Below are 15,225 nucleotides of genomic sequence, written 5' to 3'. Positions count from 1 at the left end.
TGCTCCCATGCCCGGCCACACCATCGTCTGCGGCGACGACGCGCTCGGTCTTCGGATCGTCGACGAGCTGCACAACGCCGGGATCGCGGTGGCGCTCTCGCAGGCACCCGAGGATCTCGAGGGGGCGGGCATCGCCACCGCCGACGCGGTGATCTGCGCCGACGACGACGACGATCTGAACCTGCAAATCGCGCTGCTGGCCAGGCAAGCCAACCCGCAAGCCCGGGTGGTGGCCCGGCTGTCCAACCCGGTGCTTCGCGAGGCCATGGCCGACGGCAATGGTCCGGGCGCCATCCTCGACGTCGCCGATATTGCCGCACCGTCGGTGGTCGAGGCGCTGCTGAACCGCACCACCCACACCATCTCGGCGGCCGGGATGGACTTCGTTGTCACCGGCACCACCGCGACCAGGGACGGCACCCTGCGGGAGATCTACGGCGATCTCGCCCCGGTCGCCGTCATCCGCGGCGACAATTCCGATACCCCTGGCGAGGTGATCGCCTGTCCCGGCCGCGACGAGCGGGTGCACGCCGGCGACTGGACGGCGATGATCGGCACCGCCGACGAGCTCGCCGAGCAGGGCATCAAAATCGCCAAGCCGATCCGCGCCACTCCCCGGGCGCGGCCGCTGTTCGTCCGCATTTCTGACGGCGCGCGCGCGTTCGCGGCCGACCTCAACCCGATGTTCTACCGTGCGCTGGCGGTGGCGGGCACCCTGCTGGTCGGGTCGACGATCATGCTGCGGTTCGCCTACAACCAACCAGGGATGAGCTGGGTGGACGCGTTGTATTTCTCCGCCGAGACCATCGCGACCGTCGGCTACGGCGACTTCAACTTCCTGGCGCAGCCCACCTGGCTGCGGCTCTGGGGCGTGGTGATGATGTTCGCCGGGGTCGCCACCACCGCCATCGTCGTCGCGTTCGTCGCCGACGTGCTGCTGTCGCAGCGGATCTCGCAGAGCGCCAGCCGGCAGAAGGTGCGCCACCTGCAGCGCCACGTCGTGGTGGTCGGCCTGGGGTCTTTCGGGATCGGCGTGGCCGCCGTGCTCAAGGCGGCCGGGCACGACGTCGCGGTCATCGAGCGCAACGAGGACAACCGCTACCTGTCCGCGGCGGCCGAACTGGGTGTACCGGTCATCTTCGGCGACGCCACCCTGCGCCAGACCCTGCAAGCCGCGCGCATCGACGAAGCTCGCGCAGTCGCCGTGCTCACCGCGGACGACATGGTCAACATCGAAACCGGCATTGTGGTACGCGAGATATTCGGTCCGCGAACACTTCCCGAGATACAGCGTCCCGACGTGCCGGTCGTCTTGCGGATCTATGACCGGGCGCTTGGCTCGGCCGTGGGCAAGCGCTTCAAGTTCGAATACGTCCGCTCCACCGTCGACCTGGCCACCCCCTGGTTCATCGGCGCGGCGATGGGCCTCGACGTCCATGGCACCTTCTCGGTCGGCCACCGCTCGTTCATGGTCGGCGCGGTGCAGGTGCAGCCCGGCAGCGAGCTCGACGGGATCAAGATGTTCGAACTGTCCACTCAGGCCCGGGTCATCGCGATCGCGAGGGACGACGTCCCGCTGCGGTTACACCCGCGCCGCGATACCCAGCTGATCGCCGGCGATACCGCCTACCTCGTCGGCCCCTACCGCGAGCTGATCGCGACCCTGCGCAAAGGTCAGTCGACACCCCACTCGGGTGGGGTGAGCTCGCCGACGAAGACAGGTTGATCGCCTACCCTCGTTGCTCATGACGGAGTCGGGCGAACCGGCAACCACCAAACGGGACGACATCCGCAGGCGCCTCGAGGAGCGCGCACGGCGCCTGCAGGAGTCGCGCCGGCTCAAGCCACTGACGGCACTGGTCGCCCGCTACAACGAGATCGATGGCGGCACGCAGAGCGCGGTGGTCTCCACCCAGCTGTTCACCACGGTCATCCCGCTGATGATCATCGGCTTCAGCTATATGCAGGGCTTCGCCGACAACGCCAGCCCCGGCACCATCTTCACCCGCCAGTTCGCCCTGGAACATCCGCTCAGCGACCGGCTGCGGGAAGCCTTCGGCAATTCGGCGGGCCTGCGGGCGGACTGGACGCTGATCGGGGTGGCGAGTTTCCTGGTCTGGGGCATCCCGATGGCAGCCTCGGTCGCGTCGATCTTCGCGAAGGCCTGGCGTCGCGAGCAGTACGGTCTGCTGACCCGGCTGCTGCGGGGCACGGTCTGGTTCGCGTTGTACCTGGTCACCATGGCACTGCGGGAGCGGATCATGTTCGGCCATCACCACCACGGCGTCAGCCGAGGACTGCTGTTGGCCATCGGCCTGCTCCCGGTATGGCTTTTCTGGTCGCTGACCCCGGCGCTGCTGGTGCGCGACGGAGGCCGAGGCCTGCGCTCACTTGCGCTGGCCGGGCTGGCCGGTGTGGTGATCGACGGCCTCGTCATCCCGATTGGCGCCCGGGTGCTCATGCCGTCGCTGCTGCACGACTGGGATGGTTTCGGCCCGATCGGCGTGGCGATGGCGCTGCTGATCTGGTGCGGCGCGGTCGGTGCCGGCTGGGTGTTGACCGCGTGTGTCGGCGCGGTGTTGTGGGAACGCAACGCACCGTCGGAGATGGTCGTCGAATCCCAGACCGCCTAGGTCAGGACAGGGGGGCCAGGCCGAGCACCCGCAGTGCGTTTTCCTTGAGGATCTCCCGCACCACCGCGGGATCGATGTCAAGGGTGTCGAAATCGCGCCGCCAGCGGTCCAGCGCGATGTAGGGGTGGTCGGTCCCGAACAGCGCCTTGGTGCGCAGCTGCCGTCCGATCGCCGAAACAAGCTGGGGCGGGAAGTATTTCGGCGACCAGCCGGACAGGTCGACGTACACGTTGGCCTTATGCGAGGCGATGGCGATCTGGGCGTCGACCCACGGCACCGCCGGATGCGCCATCACCACGGTCAGGTCGGGGAAGTCGGCGGCGACGTCGTCGAGCAGCATCGGGTCGGAGTAGCGCAGCTTGATCCCGTGCCCGCCGGGCAGCGCAGAGCCCAGTCCGGTCTGGCCGGTGTGGAACAGTGCCGGCACTCCGGCGGCGGTGATCGCCTCGTAAATCGGATAGAACCGGCGGTCGTTGGGTTCGAAGCCCTGCAGGCTGGGGTGGAACTTGAATCCCCGGACGCCGTAGTCGCCGGTCAGCTCCTCCACCCGTCGGACCGCGTCGGCGTCCCACGGATCGACCGAGCCGAATGGGATCAGGACGTCGTTGTTGCGGACCGTCCCCTCGATGAGTTCCTCCACCGAATTGGGCTGATGGCCCGAGACCGTGTGCGCGTCGATGGTGAACACCACCGCCGCGGTGTTGTGCTGCCGATAGTGCTCGGCGAGGTCGTCGACGCGCGCGAAGTAGTCGGGGCCGAGCTTGAAGTAGCGGCCGGTGGCTTCGGCCAGCTCGTCGTCGTAGGCGCAGTGGCCGGCGCCGTCGATCTCGACGTGCGTGTGGAAATCGATGGCATCGACCGCCGCGAAGTCAATGGCGGGCTCGTACCTAGCGGTCATCGACGCAGTCTAGACACGGCGTTGGTCATCGATCTCGGGACCAAAGCCCCTACCGGCTCAGGACGCTTCCAGGCTGTACTGCGGTGTGATCAAGGTGTTCCTGGTCGACGACCACGAGGTCGTGCGGCGTGGTCTGGCTGAGCTGCTGAGCAGCGACCCCGAACTGACCGTGGTGGGTGAAGCGGCCACGATGGCTGAAGCCCTGGTCCGCATCCCCGCGGCACGGCCCGACGTCGCGGTGCTCGACATCCGACTGCCCGACGGCAGCGGCGTAGACCTGTGCCGCGATCTGCTCGCCTCGCACGCCGAATTGCGTTGTCTCATCCTGACTTCCTTCACCGATGAACAATCCATGCTTGATGCGATTCTGGCGGGCGCCAGCGGATACGTGGTCAAGGACATCCGTGGCATGGAGCTGGCCGAGGCGATCAAGACCGTCGGCGCGGGAAAGTCGTTGCTGGACAACCGCGCCGCGGCCGCGTTGATGTCCCGGCTGCGCAAAGACACCGAATCCGACGAGCGACTGCGTGACTTGTCGTCCACCGAGCGCACGCTGCTGCAACTGCTGGGCGAGGGCCTGACCAACCGCGAGATCGGCCAGCGGATGTTCCTCGCCGAGAAGACGATCAAGAACTACGTGTCACGATTGCTGACCAAACTGGGGCTCACCGGGCGCACCCAGGCCGCGCTGTTCGCCGCGGACACCATGCGCCGCACCAATGTTTGACCTCGACGTCCGCGATGGTCTGATCGACGCGATGCTGGCCGTCTCATCCGGGCTGGAACTCGAGGAGAAGCTGCACACCATCGTGCACACCGCAATGGGTTTGGTCGACGCCCGCTACGGCGCCGTCGGAGTGATCGCGTCGGAAGCCCCACCGGTGCTGGAGCGGTTCGTCTACGAGGGGATCGACGCCGAAACCGCCGAACTGATCGGCCCACTGCCGGCCGGGCACGGAATGCTGGGCCTGCTGATGCACTCACCCAACGTGATTCGCGTCGAGGACCTTTCCCAACATCCGTCCTCGATCGGTTTTCCTTCGAACCATCCACCGATGCGCAGCTTCCTCGGTGTGCCTATCAGGATCCGCGATCAGGTCTACGGCAACCTGTACCTGACCGAGAAGGCAGACGGCGCGGCCTTCACCGAAGCCGACGAGGTGCTGGTGCTCGCGCTGGCCGGCGCCGCGGGCATTGCCATCGAGAACGCCCGGCTCTATCAGGCGGCGCACAGCCGCCAGCTGTGGATCGAGGCCACCCGCGATATCAGCACCGACCTGCTGGCCGGTGCCGACCCGGCCTCAGTGCACCGCGAAATCACCGCCAAGGCAATGGCGTTGACCTCCTGCGATTTCAGCTTCTACGCGACCCCGGACGATGCGGGCGACCTGGTGATCACCGCCGCCACCCGCGGCGAGCTACTGGGCCGGAGGTTGCCGGCGGCCGGGGCGGCTTCAGCCTTCGCTGATGGTCTTCCGTTGCGTATCAGCGATTTCCGCGATCTTGGTGGGGATGGACAGTCTGCGCTGGTGCTCCCGGTCTGCGAACCCGACACCGCCACCGGCGTGCTGGTGTGCGTGGCGGCCGCGGGCAGGCAGTTCACCGAAGCCGATCTGGACATGGCCGCGGCCTTCACCGCCCAGACCGGACTGGCACTGCATCTGGCGACCGCGCACCGGCGGATGAGCGAACTCGACGTGCTCACCGACCGCGACCGGATCGCCAGAGATCTGCACGACCATGTGATCCAGCGGCTGTTCGCGGTGGGCTTGTCGCTACAGGGCGCGCTGAAGGCCGACCAGGCCGAGGGCACCCGCCGGGTCACCGGAGCGCTGGATGACCTGCAGGACGTCGTGGCGGAGATTCGCACGACGATCTTCGATCTGCACGGCGGGTCGGTCACCCGACTGCGCCAGCGCATCGAGCAGGCGGTGACCCAGATGACCGTCGACTCCGCGGTGCGCCCTGCGGTCCACATCAGCGGGCCGTTGTCGGTGGTCGACGCCGCACTCGCCGATCACGCGGAGGCGGTGGTCCGAGAGGCGGTCAGCAATGTGGTGCGCCACGCCGCGGCCCGCTCGGTGACCGTTGCGGTGACTGTCGACGACGATCTGACGATCGCGGTGAGCGACGACGGGGTGGGGATCAGCGAGGACGTCACCCGCAGCGGCCTGGCGAATCTGGCCGCGCGCGCCCATCAGTGCGGAGGTCGGTTCACCATTGCGCCGCGCCCCGGCGGCGGCACCAGGGTGGTCTGGTCGGCACCGCTGCCGCTTTAAACGGAGATCTCCACCGCGGGCTGCAGGATGAACAGGGCTCGGCAGTACCGCTCGACGAACAGCGGGACGAACTCACGGATGCACGCGCCGTCGAACCGGTGGTGTGCGCTGTCCACGGTCTCGCTGATGACGTGATCCGGAACATAGGGGAACAGCTCGGTCAGACGGTCGACCACCTGATCGATCTGGCGCTGCTCCTCAGCACGTTCCACGCCCGACATCATCGGACGAAATACGCCTTTCGCGCAACTACCGCCACGACGGCGGGTGTCGGTGAGGTGTCGGCTCAGTGAACAAAAAGCGGTGGGGCAAAACATGTTCCACCCGATGCGCGCCGGTCGACGGGGTCGGATACAGTTCGCCCGTGACATCACCGAGCATTGTGGACACGGGCAATCAGCTGCCCGAGTCCGCGAATCGCCTTCAGGCCGAACACCTCCGGGCGATGCTGTTGACCCAGTGTGAGCAGCTCGACGCTGACCTGGCTACTTATGGCAGCGCCCTTGATCGATATCAGCGGCGTGGTGAGCAAACTCAGGCCCGACGGATTCGCGGAATGATTCGCGCCGCCGAACGCGAGCGCCGTTCGGTGCACGACCTGATCGCCGGGCTGGAGCGACGCTTCCTCGCCGGCGAGCACTCGCGCAGCGAGCAGGGCCGGCACCCGATGCCCGGGCTGGGGCCGACGCGACACGCCGCAGCCCGCGTGCACCCGTATCCGACCCCGCATCGGGTCATCCGGAACTAGCGGACTAAGACGGGGCGAATACCGTTACGAACCGGTTCAGCGACTCCTTGATGTCGCCACGCAGTGCGGCGGCCACGACCATGCCGATCGGGCCGAACAGCGCCGCACCGCCCAGATGGACATCCATGGTCACCACGGAGGCACCTGCGTCCAAGGCGCTCGCCCGGACCTTGCCGATCAGCTTGACCTTGACCCCGCCGACGCCGGTGCCATTGAGCGTCATCGCCTCCGGCGCCTTGAAGTTGACGATCGTCCACTTCACCCGGTTGGGCATGCCCTTGACCTCGACGATGGACTCCACGACGGTGCCCTTCTCGAGAGTGTCGGGCAGCGTGGATCGCCAGACCCGGTGGATGGTCAGCCAGTCCTTGTAGCGCGACAGGTCCGAGGCGTGCTCCCAGGCCTGCCCTGGTGGGAGTGGAACGTCTACCGATACTGAAAGTTTCGCCATCGGTCAGGTGGGTTGGTCACCGGGGTCGGTGCGGTTCTTCTCGACGGCGTTCTTGGCGGCGTCCTGCACTTTGTCGACGGTGCTGGAGTACTTGCCCTTCGTCTTCTCGTCGATGATGTCGCCGGCCTTGTCGATGGCCTGCCCCACCTTGTCGGCATTCTCGCTCAAGACTTCTTTGGTCTTGCCGAGAGCTTTATCGAGGAATCCCATCGGTCAATCTTGCACCGTTGGCTCGGTTCGCCACAATGTCCGCCGTTCGCCCAGCACCCGGCCCTGCACCCACCACAGCGCCTCGATCAGTCCGGCGGCGAGCAACCCCAGCGCCACGCCGGTGGAGGTGACCGCCAGATTGGTGGGGTCCAGCATGAACGTCTCCCAGGCCAGCGGTATGGCGAAGATCACCACATAAGCCAGACCCGAGGCGGCCACCAGCGCCACGCGCCACCACTGGTACGGGCGGGCGACCACCGCCAGCACCCAGACCGCCCCCATCAGCAGGGTGATCAGCGCCGCGGTGGATGCCTGCGTCTGCTCGGCCGCGGTCGAACTGTTGCCGTGATAGGCGATGAAATACGACCCATACGTCGTGACGCCGACCACCACCCCGGACGGCAGCGCGGCGGTCATCACCCGTCGCACGAACCCGGTGTGGGCGCGCTCGTTGTTGGGTGCCAGCGACAAGACGAACGCCGGGATGCCGATGGTGAACCACGCCGCGATCGTCACGTGGATGGGCTGGAACGGAAACAACAGCGCGGGTGTGCCGAACAGCTTGTGGGACAGGCCCGCGAGCCCGACCAGCAGGGCGAGCAGCACCGAATAGACCGTCTTGGTGAGGAACAGGGTGGATACCCGTTCGATGTTGCCGATGACTCGTCTGCCCTCGGCGACGACGTAGGGCAGGGTGGCGAACTTGTTGTCCAGCAACACGATCTGGGCCACCGCGCGCGAGGCCGGACTGCCCGATCCCATCGCCACCCCGATGTCGGCATCCTTGAGCGCGAGTACGTCGTTGACACCGTCGCCGGTCATCGCCACGGTGTGGTCGCGCGACTGCAGCGCGTGCACCATGGCACGTTTCTGGTCGGGGCGCACCCGGCCGAACGTGGTGTAGGTGGCCATGGTGTCGGCCAGCGCGTCGGGCTCGGCCGGCAGCTGCCGGGCATCCATCGTCTCGCCGTGCAGACCCAACGTCCCGGCTACCGCACCAACCGACACCGCGTTGTCGCCGGAGATCACCTTGACCGTGACATTCTGGGAAGCGAAGTACTCCAGGGTTTCTCGGGCGTCGGGGCGAACCCGCTGTTCGAGGACCACCAGCGCGACCGGTGAGACGTGACCGGGTGCATCGGGACTGTCGACGGGTACATCGCTGGCGCAGAGCAACAGCACCCGCATACCGCGGGCGCCGATGTCCTCCGCCTCGGCGGCCGCGGCCGATTCCGGATCGAGCAGCACGTCGGGGGCCCCGATGAGCCAGTTGCCGTGCTCGCCGTAGGAGATCCCGCTCCACTTGGTGGCCGACTTGAACGGTGCGCTGCCCGTGGCGGTCCAACCCGGCGCGTCCGGGTAGGCCTCGGCGATGGCCTGGATGCTGGCGTTCGGTTTGGGGTCGTCGGCGGCCAGCGACGCCAGCACGTCGGCGACCCGGTGTTCGGTGTCGTCCTGACCCACCGGCGTGACGTCGGCGAGCCGCATCCCGTTTTCGGTGAGCGTGCCGGTCTTGTCCGCGCAGACCACGTCGACGCGGGCGAGTCCCTCGATGGCGGGCAGCTCCTGCACCAGACATTGCCTGCGCCCCAGCCGAATCACGCCGACCGCGAACGCGATTGACGTCATCAGGACCAGGCCTTCGGGAACCATCGGGACCAGTGCACCGACCATCCGCAGCACGGAGTCCCGCCAGCCGGCGTTGGTGGTGAACAACTGCGTGTAGATGACCAGTAGGCCGGTGGGCCACAGCAGGTAGGTGATGAACTGCAGGATCTTGTTGATCCCGCTGCGCAGTTCGGATTTCACCAGGGTGAACTTGCTGGCTTCCTCGGCGAGCTTGGCGGCGTACGCTTCCCGGCCCACTTTCGTGGCGCGGTAGGCGCCGGTTCCGGCGACGACGAAGCTGCCCGACATCACCGTGTCGCCGGCATGTTTGGCGATCGCGTCCGCCTCACCGGTCAACAGTGATTCGTCGACCTCCAGGTTGGCGGCCTCGAGCAACTCCCCGTCGACGACGATCTGGTCGCCCGGCCCGAGCTCGATGACGTCGTCGAGCACTACCTCGTTGGGCGGCAACGGGTTTGTGCCCGATTGGCGGCGCACGGTGGGCTTGGCCTGCCCGACGATGGCCAGGTTGTCGAGCGTCTTCTTGGCCCGCAGTTCCTGGATGATGCCGATGCCGCTGTTGGCGACGATCAGCAGCCCGAACATCCCGTTGATCAGTGATCCGGTGGACAGCACAATGAGAAGCAGCACGCCGAGGATGGCATTGATGCGGGTGAAGACGTTGGCCCGCACCACCTCCGACACGCTGCGCGACGCGCGGTTCGGGACGTCGTTGGTCTTGCCCTCGGCGATCCTGGCGGCCACTTCGTCGGCGGACAGTCCTGCCGCGACACCGGTTGTCATCGGGCGAATGTCCCCATCTTGTCCTCGTCGTAGTACTCGAGTGTCAGCTTGTCGCCATCGAACGTCGCCATGGAAATGCTTCCTGGCGGGAAGTTTTCGCTGGGGAAGCGGAAGGTGAACACGTCACCGTCCCAGTGGGTGAGCTCGACGGTGTCCGGCCGCGGCCCCATCGACAGCGTGAGCTTGCCGTCCTTCTCGGCGACGACGGCCGGGCCCCAGTAGTCGTTGCGGTAGCTGCCTGCGTAGCTGGCAGGCGGTTTGGCCGGGGCGGGGTTGGCCGGCGGCGTCTTGCCCGCCAGCGTGCCGAAGGGTTTGTCCATGTCGGCGAAGGCGTGCGCGTAGAGCGTGCGCCAGTCCTCGCGAACCTCACCGAACTGGACCAGGTCGGCGAATTCCGCAGTCAGTGTCTCCGGGATACCGGCCGGGGTGGAGTTGGTCAGCGCGACGATCGCCACGTCGGCCGACGGGATGATGACGAAGTTGGTGGCGGCACCGAGATCGAAGGCCCCCGAGTGGCTCAGTTGCACGCGGGCTGCCGACGTGGTGCCGACGTTGAATCCGTACCCGTAGAACCCCGAGCGCATCGCCGGTTCAGTGGGCGGGCTGGACACAATCTGCGGGGACACCGCCGGCAGCAGCGCGGCCGGGTCGACGATCTGCTGCCCGTTGTACTTTCCGTCGGCCAACATCATGGTCAGCCAGTGAGTGAGGTCGTTGACCGACGAACTGACTCCGCCCGCAGGCGCTTCGGGGTCGGCGTCGCGCTGGTAGAGCGGCTGGTACTTCCCGTCGATGTGGATGTGCCCGAGCGCCTTGTCTCCCCTGGCTTCGAAATCGGCGAACCGCGAGCTGGTCGACGTCATGCCCAGCGGCCGGTACAGCACCTCATCGCTGAGGTCCTCCCAGGACTTGCCCGCCGAGACGGCCACTGCCTCCGCGGCGGCGGTCAGCCCGAAGTTGGTGTAGGCGTAGGAGATCCGGAACGGAGCCAGCGGAAGCTGGCGCAGTCGATCCAGGACGTAGCGCCGGTCATAGCCGAGGTCCTCGAGCTTGTCGCCGGCATGGTCCGGCAACCCGGAGCGGTGGGAGTACAGGTCGCCGACGGTGACCATTTTGGTGGCCACCGGGTCCGAGAGCGCAAACCACGGCAGCTTGTCGGTCACCGGGGTGTTCCAGCTGATCGCGTTCTGGCTGACCTGGTGGGCCACGACGGTGGCGCCGATCGGCTTGGACACCGAAGCCAGCTGGAACACCGTGTCCGGATCGACGCGGTTGCCGGGGTCATCGGCCGGGCGGTTGACGTCCTTGACGCCGAACCCCTTGGCGTACACCGTCTTTCCTTCGTGGACCACGGCCACCGCCATCCCGGGAATGCCGGAGGCCTTCATCAGGTCCGCGGCGATGCCGTCGAGCTTGCCGATGGCGTTGTCGACGGCGTTGTCCGGCAGCGCAAGCGCGGGCACCAGCGGGGGTGGCTGATCCGACAGCGACTTGGAGGTCTGGGGCCTGGCGGTCTGGGGCTTGGCGGTCTCGGGGTTGGCGGCGGTGCCGCTACACGCGGTGAGCGCGGCGACGAGAGCAACGATCGCGGCACGCGTTGCCAGGGCGGTCATGGCTTGCACGGTAGTGGCTCACAGCTCCCACCACCGGTCTATTGCCCCCGCCGTGGCGGGGACGACCCGGCCGCCGGGACGCGGTACCGCCGTCCGGACGCCCGCGTCGTCGGCGGCCACCAGCAACCGCTCGACCGGCTCGGCCCACGGATGAGGGGCCAGCCGGAACGTGCACCAATGGATCGGGACCAGCAGCCCGGCGTCGCTGACATCGCGATGGGCGCGCACGGCCTCCTCGGGATTCATGTGGATGTCCGGCCAGGCGGTGTTGTAGGCGCCGATCGGCATCAGCGTCAGGTCGAACGGGCCGTAATCGGTGCCGATCTGCTCGAAGCTGCCGGTGTAGCCGGTGTCGCCGCCGAAGTAGGCGCGGTGTTGCGGGCCGATGATCGCCCAGGACGACCACAGCGTGGTGTTGCGGGACAGGAACCGGCCGGAGAAGTGCCGCGCCGGCGTGCACACCAGGGTGAGGTCGCCGATCCGGGCCTCTTCGTTCCAGTCCAGCTCGATGATCCGCTCCGGCGGGATGCGCCACTGCCGCAGATGCGCGCCGATGCCGAGCGGGACCACGAACGGTGCCCGCTGGGTGCGGGCCAGTGCGAGCACGGTGTCCATGTCCAGGTGGTCGTAGTGGTCGTGGCTGATCACCACCGCGTCCAGAGCAGGCAGCGCTTCCAGTGGCGCGGGTACCGGGTGCAGCCGCTGGGGACCCACGGTGCGCGATGGCGAGCAGCGATCACTCCACACCGGGTCGGTGAGCACCCGGTAGCCGTCGATCTCGATCAGTGCCGTCGCGTGGCCCAGCCAGCTGACCGCGAGCGGCTCGGAGCCGATCGGGGCGGCCGAGTGGGACAGCGGGATCGTTCCGGGCGGGCGGCTGGCCGCGCGTCGGCCGAGCATGTCGAACAGGACGAGGCGGTTTTCCTCGGTGTCCAGCCGCATCGGCGAGGCGGGCTCCAGGTTGTGGAACACGCCGTCGCGGTAGTTGGGCGAGCCGTCGGCGACCGGGCTGATCTCGCCGGGCCCGGCCCCCAGCGCCGCGGGGGCGTCGTTCAGGGCACGCAGGACCCAGCCGCCGGTGGCCAGCGATGCGGTCCCGGCAACCAGTCGGAGGGCCTCCTTCAACACGGTGCTCAGGCCCCCGTGAACTTGGCGGCGCGCTTCTCGATGCGGGCCACCTGGGCTTCGATGACGTCTTGGCTGCCCCACGCCTTGTCGAACAGTTCCTTGTGGACGGGCCACTGCTCCTCAAAGGCGCCGTCGTCGTTGAGCACTCGCTTGGAGGCCTGCAACGACAGCGGCGCAAGACCGGCGATCTCGGCCGCCCAGGCCTGGGCGTCGGCCAGATCGCCGAGCCGGTTGGCCATCCCGGTCATCAGCGCCGTCTCCGCGTCCAGCTTCTCGGCGCCCAGCAGCATGCCGCGGGCGCGCCCGTAGCCTGCCAGCGAGCTCAATCGGCGGACACTCCAGTTATCCAGCGCCAGACCGTATTTGGCGATCGGGAACTGGAAGTAGGCACTCGGAGCCACCACGCGCAGGTCGCACACCATCGCCAGCTGCACACCAGCGCCGATCGCCGGGCCGTTGATCGCACCGATCACCGGCATCGGGACGGCGTCGATCGCCTTGTTCAAGGCGATGGCCTTGTCGGGGAAGTCGGCGGCGAACACATCACCGGACAGGTCGGCCCCCGCGCAGAACACCGTGCCCTGGCCGGTCAGCACGATCGCATGGACGTCGTCGGAGGCCGCCTTCTCCACCGCTTCGCGCAGCGAGTCGACGAGTTCGGAGTTGAGCGCGTTGCGTCGTTCGGAACGCTGCAGCTCGATCGTGGTCACATCCCCCACGCGGTTGATACCGATCATGGTTCGAGGGTACTGGCGGATAGCCTCATCTGATGAGCCGCATCGGGGCTGCCGAACTGCGCGACGCCGCACTGGACCCGGGGTCATTCCGAAGCTGGGATGACGCACCTTTGCTCATCGACGCCGACGAGGCCTACACCCGTGAGCTCGAGCAGGCCCGCGCCGCCACCGGTTTCGACGAGGCGGTGCTGACCGGTGAAGGCACCGTGTTCGGCCGTCGCGTTGCAGTGGTGGCCTGCGAGTTCGACTTCCTCGCCGGGTCCATCGGGGTGGCCGCCGCCGAACGCATCACCGCAGCTGTCGAGCGTGCGACCGCCGAGAAGCTGCCGCTGCTGGCGTCGCCGAGCTCGGGTGGCACCCGGATGCAGGAGGGCACGGTCGCGTTCCTCCAGATGGTGAAGATCGCCGCGGCGGTCACCCAGCACAAGCGGGCGCACCTGCCCTATCTGGTGTATCTGCGGCACCCGACAACCGGCGGGGTGTTCGCGTCGTGGGGTTCGCTGGGCCACATCACCGCGGCCCAGCCGGGCGCGCTGATCGGTTTCCTCGGGCCGCGGGTGTACGAGCAGCTCTACGGCGAACCGTTCCCGCCCGGGGTGCAGACCGCGGAGAACCTGCTGCGGCACGGCGTAATTGACGCGGTGGTCGGTCTCGAGGCGCTGCGCGGGATGCTGGATCGCGCGCTGACCGTCATCACCGATGCGCCGACGGCTCCGCCCGCGGCGGCCCCCGCCGAGCCGGTTCCCGACGTACCGGCGTGGGAGTCCGTGATCGCGTCGCGGCGCCCCGACCGGCCCGGGGTGAGCTGGCTGCTGCGGGAGGCAGCCACCGACCGGGTACTGCTGTCCGGCACCCACGGCGAGGCGGCCACCACAGTGCTGGCGCTGGCCCGCTTCGGCGGTCAGCCCGCTGTTGTCGTCGGCCAGCGACGCGTGGTGGGCGGCGTGGTGGGCCCCGTCGCGCTGCGCGAAGCCCGGCGTGGCATGGCGCTGGCCGCCAGCCTGCAACTGCCGTTGGTGCTGGTCATCGACACCGCCGGGCCTGCGCTGTCGGCCGAGGCCGAGCAGGACGGGCTGGCCAGCGAGATCGCCCGCTGCCTGTCCGATCTGGTCACGCTGGACACCCCGACAGTGTCGGTATTGCTCGGCCAGGGCAGCGGCGGCCCCGCACTGGCGATGGTCCCGGCGGACCGGGTGCTGGCCGCCCAACACGGCTGGCTCGCCCCGCTGCCGCCGGAGGGCGCCAGCGCCATCGTCTTCCGCGACACCGCTCATGCTCCGGAACTGGCTGCAGCACAAGGGATTCGGTCTACCGATCTGCTGCGCAACGGCATCGTCGACGCGATCGTGCCCGAACATCCCGACGCGGCCGACGAGCCTGTCGAGTTCGCGCGCCGGCTGTCCGACGCGATCGCCAGGGAGATTCACGACCTGCGGGGCAAGCCCCCGGAGCTGCGCTATGCGGCGCGCCTGCAGCGGTATCGACGGATCGGCTTGCCCGGCTAGGGATTGCGCCGAAACAGCTCCGCGGGCCGCCCGCCGGTGCGGGCGACCAGGTGACCGGTGGGCCGCAGCAGGGGTTTCATCAGCCGGCGAAACCCGTCGCGCTGAATTGGCCGGCCTGCCACCGCCTGGTGCACCCGGTGCAGCTCGCCCAGGGTGAACTGTCGCCCGAGCAGGTGGCCGGGGTCGGGCTGCTCGGCATAGCGGTCGCGGACGTGCTCGACCGCGCGGGCGATGATCTCCGCGTGGCCGTACCGCAGCCGGCCCGGGCGGGCCACCGCGACCAGACGCGTCTGGCCCGGCGTGCGGGAGTCCAGTCGGCGAATCGGCACGACTTCGACGTGCGCCACCGACAGGGCCCAGCCGCGGCTGTCGCGGGCAGGGTCGTCGTACACGTGCAACTGGCGTGGGCGTAGCCCGCGCACGTCGGCCTTGGCCTGTAGTGACCGCGCGACCGCATCGGCAAGCCGCTCGCCAGGGTGCAGGAAGGTCCCCGGCAGCCCCCAGCCGGGGGCATCGGCGTGCCGCACCTGCAGCACCATCAGCTCCGGGTCGGCCGGGTCGAGGGTGAGGAGTGCGGTGTCCACGGCCACATTCGGGCGCGGATAGTGATC

General features: G+C 68.2%; 15 protein-coding genes. 6 read left to right on the top strand and 9 right to left on the bottom strand.

Annotated features, from left to right (window positions below):
- Positions 1-7 precede the first annotated feature (7 nt).
- Together SLQ31_RS05505 and SLQ31_RS05500 are read left to right on the top strand one after the other, a co-directional pair.
- Positions 8-1,726, top strand: a complete 1,719-nt coding sequence (locus tag SLQ31_RS05505) for an NAD-binding protein (protein ID WP_319430369.1) — start codon at positions 8-10, stop codon at positions 1,724-1,726.
- Positions 1,727-1,745: 19 nt separating this feature from the next.
- Positions 1,746-2,633, top strand: a complete 888-nt coding sequence (locus SLQ31_RS05500) for a hypothetical protein (RefSeq protein ID WP_319430368.1) — start codon at positions 1,746-1,748, stop codon at positions 2,631-2,633.
- A gap of 1 nt (position 2,634) precedes the next feature.
- On the opposite strand, the gene SLQ31_RS05495 is transcribed toward SLQ31_RS05500, so the two are convergent.
- Positions 2,635-3,531 carry an amidohydrolase family protein gene (locus tag SLQ31_RS05495; RefSeq protein ID WP_319430367.1) on the bottom strand — a complete coding sequence of 299 codons (897 nt, stop codon included), beginning with the start codon at positions 3,529-3,531 and terminating at the stop codon, positions 2,635-2,637.
- 85 nt (positions 3,532-3,616) lie between these two features.
- Between SLQ31_RS05495 and SLQ31_RS05490 the strand changes: the two genes are divergently transcribed.
- Positions 3,617-4,258 carry a response regulator transcription factor gene (locus SLQ31_RS05490; RefSeq protein WP_319430365.1) on the top strand — a complete coding sequence of 214 codons (642 nt, stop codon included), beginning with the start codon at positions 3,617-3,619 and terminating at the stop codon, positions 4,256-4,258.
- Complete coding sequence (locus SLQ31_RS05485; protein ID WP_319430363.1) at positions 4,251-5,810, top strand: GAF domain-containing sensor histidine kinase; 1,560 nt, start codon at positions 4,251-4,253, stop codon at positions 5,808-5,810. The genes SLQ31_RS05490 and SLQ31_RS05485 overlap by 8 nt, the downstream gene beginning before the upstream one ends.
- Here the strand turns inward: SLQ31_RS05485 and SLQ31_RS05480 are convergent.
- Positions 5,807-6,031 carry a three-helix bundle dimerization domain-containing protein gene (locus SLQ31_RS05480; RefSeq protein WP_319430361.1) on the bottom strand — a complete coding sequence of 75 codons (225 nt, stop codon included), beginning with the start codon at positions 6,029-6,031 and terminating at the stop codon, positions 5,807-5,809. The two genes, SLQ31_RS05485 and SLQ31_RS05480, sit on opposite strands and share 4 nt — an antisense overlap.
- A 143-nt stretch (positions 6,032-6,174) precedes the next feature.
- Between SLQ31_RS05480 and SLQ31_RS05475 the strand changes: the two genes are divergently transcribed.
- Complete coding sequence (locus SLQ31_RS05475) at positions 6,175-6,558, top strand: hypothetical protein (protein ID WP_319430359.1); 384 nt, start codon at positions 6,175-6,177, stop codon at positions 6,556-6,558.
- A 4-nt stretch (positions 6,559-6,562) separates the two neighbouring features.
- Here SLQ31_RS05475 and SLQ31_RS05470 read toward each other — a convergent pair whose 3' ends face one another.
- From SLQ31_RS05470 to SLQ31_RS05445, 6 genes are read right to left on the bottom strand one after another with little or no spacing between them, the layout of a single operon-like run.
- Positions 6,563-7,009, bottom strand: coding sequence for an SRPBCC family protein (locus SLQ31_RS05470; RefSeq protein WP_319430357.1), 447 nt, complete (start codon positions 7,007-7,009; stop codon positions 6,563-6,565).
- Between the two features lie 3 nt (positions 7,010-7,012).
- The gene (locus SLQ31_RS05465; RefSeq protein ID WP_319430355.1) at positions 7,013-7,219 is read right to left on the bottom strand and encodes an antitoxin; all 207 of its coding nucleotides are present in this window, start codon (positions 7,217-7,219) and stop codon (positions 7,013-7,015) included.
- Between the two features lie 3 nt (positions 7,220-7,222).
- Complete coding sequence (locus tag SLQ31_RS05460; protein WP_319430354.1) at positions 7,223-9,631, bottom strand: HAD-IC family P-type ATPase; 2,409 nt, start codon at positions 9,629-9,631, stop codon at positions 7,223-7,225.
- Complete coding sequence (locus SLQ31_RS05455) at positions 9,628-11,244, bottom strand: serine hydrolase (RefSeq protein ID WP_319430352.1); 1,617 nt, start codon at positions 11,242-11,244, stop codon at positions 9,628-9,630. Before SLQ31_RS05455 ends, SLQ31_RS05460 begins: the two co-directional genes overlap by 4 nt.
- Before the next feature lie 18 nt (positions 11,245-11,262).
- The gene (locus tag SLQ31_RS05450; protein ID WP_319430350.1) at positions 11,263-12,372 is read right to left on the bottom strand and encodes an MBL fold metallo-hydrolase; all 1,110 of its coding nucleotides are present in this window, start codon (positions 12,370-12,372) and stop codon (positions 11,263-11,265) included.
- A gap of 5 nt (positions 12,373-12,377) precedes the next feature.
- On the bottom strand, positions 12,378-13,109 hold the full coding sequence (locus SLQ31_RS05445) for an enoyl-CoA hydratase (RefSeq protein ID WP_319430347.1): 732 nt from the start codon (positions 13,107-13,109) through the stop codon (positions 12,378-12,380).
- A gap of 32 nt (positions 13,110-13,141) precedes the next feature.
- On the opposite strand from SLQ31_RS05445, the gene SLQ31_RS05440 reads away from it, so the two are divergent.
- Positions 13,142-14,614 (top strand): carboxyl transferase domain-containing protein, encoded by a 1,473-nt coding sequence (locus SLQ31_RS05440; protein ID WP_319430346.1) that lies wholly within the window; start codon positions 13,142-13,144, stop codon positions 14,612-14,614.
- On the opposite strand, the gene SLQ31_RS05435 is transcribed toward SLQ31_RS05440, so the two are convergent.
- On the bottom strand, positions 14,611-15,204 hold the full coding sequence (locus SLQ31_RS05435) for an NUDIX hydrolase (RefSeq protein WP_319430344.1): 594 nt from the start codon (positions 15,202-15,204) through the stop codon (positions 14,611-14,613). The two genes, SLQ31_RS05440 and SLQ31_RS05435, sit on opposite strands and share 4 nt — an antisense overlap.
- Positions 15,205-15,225: the final 21 nt, after the last annotated feature.

Source organism: Mycobacterium sp. RTGN5 (genome assembly GCF_033804465.1).
In the GTDB taxonomy this organism is placed as follows: domain Bacteria; phylum Actinomycetota; class Actinomycetes; order Mycobacteriales; family Mycobacteriaceae; genus Mycobacterium.
This window is presented reverse-complemented; position numbering and strand designations above follow the sequence as displayed.

Excerpts from the sequence above, each read along its gene's own strand:
- SLQ31_RS05505 (WP_319430369.1), top strand. The coding sequence starts at position 8 with ATGCCCGGCCACACCATCGTCTGCGGCGACGACGCGCTCGGTCTTCGG.
- SLQ31_RS05500 (WP_319430368.1), top strand. The coding sequence starts at position 1,746 with ATGACGGAGTCGGGCGAACCGGCAACCACCAAACGGGACGACATCCGC.
- SLQ31_RS05495 (WP_319430367.1), bottom strand. The coding sequence starts at position 3,531 with ATGACCGCTAGGTACGAGCCCGCCATTGACTTCGCGGCGGTCGATGCC.
- SLQ31_RS05485 (WP_319430363.1), top strand. The coding sequence starts at position 4,251 with ATGTTTGACCTCGACGTCCGCGATGGTCTGATCGACGCGATGCTGGCC.
- SLQ31_RS05480 (WP_319430361.1), bottom strand. The coding sequence starts at position 6,031 with ATGTCGGGCGTGGAACGTGCTGAGGAGCAGCGCCAGATCGATCAGGTG.
- SLQ31_RS05470 (WP_319430357.1), bottom strand. The coding sequence starts at position 7,009 with ATGGCGAAACTTTCAGTATCGGTAGACGTTCCACTCCCACCAGGGCAG.
- SLQ31_RS05465 (WP_319430355.1), bottom strand. The coding sequence starts at position 7,219 with ATGGGATTCCTCGATAAAGCTCTCGGCAAGACCAAAGAAGTCTTGAGC.
- SLQ31_RS05460 (WP_319430354.1), bottom strand. The coding sequence starts at position 9,631 with ATGACAACCGGTGTCGCGGCAGGACTGTCCGCCGACGAAGTGGCCGCC.
- SLQ31_RS05455 (WP_319430352.1), bottom strand. The coding sequence starts at position 11,244 with ATGACCGCCCTGGCAACGCGTGCCGCGATCGTTGCTCTCGTCGCCGCG.
- SLQ31_RS05445 (WP_319430347.1), bottom strand. The coding sequence starts at position 13,109 with ATGATCGGTATCAACCGCGTGGGGGATGTGACCACGATCGAGCTGCAG.
- SLQ31_RS05440 (WP_319430346.1), top strand. The coding sequence starts at position 13,142 with ATGAGCCGCATCGGGGCTGCCGAACTGCGCGACGCCGCACTGGACCCG.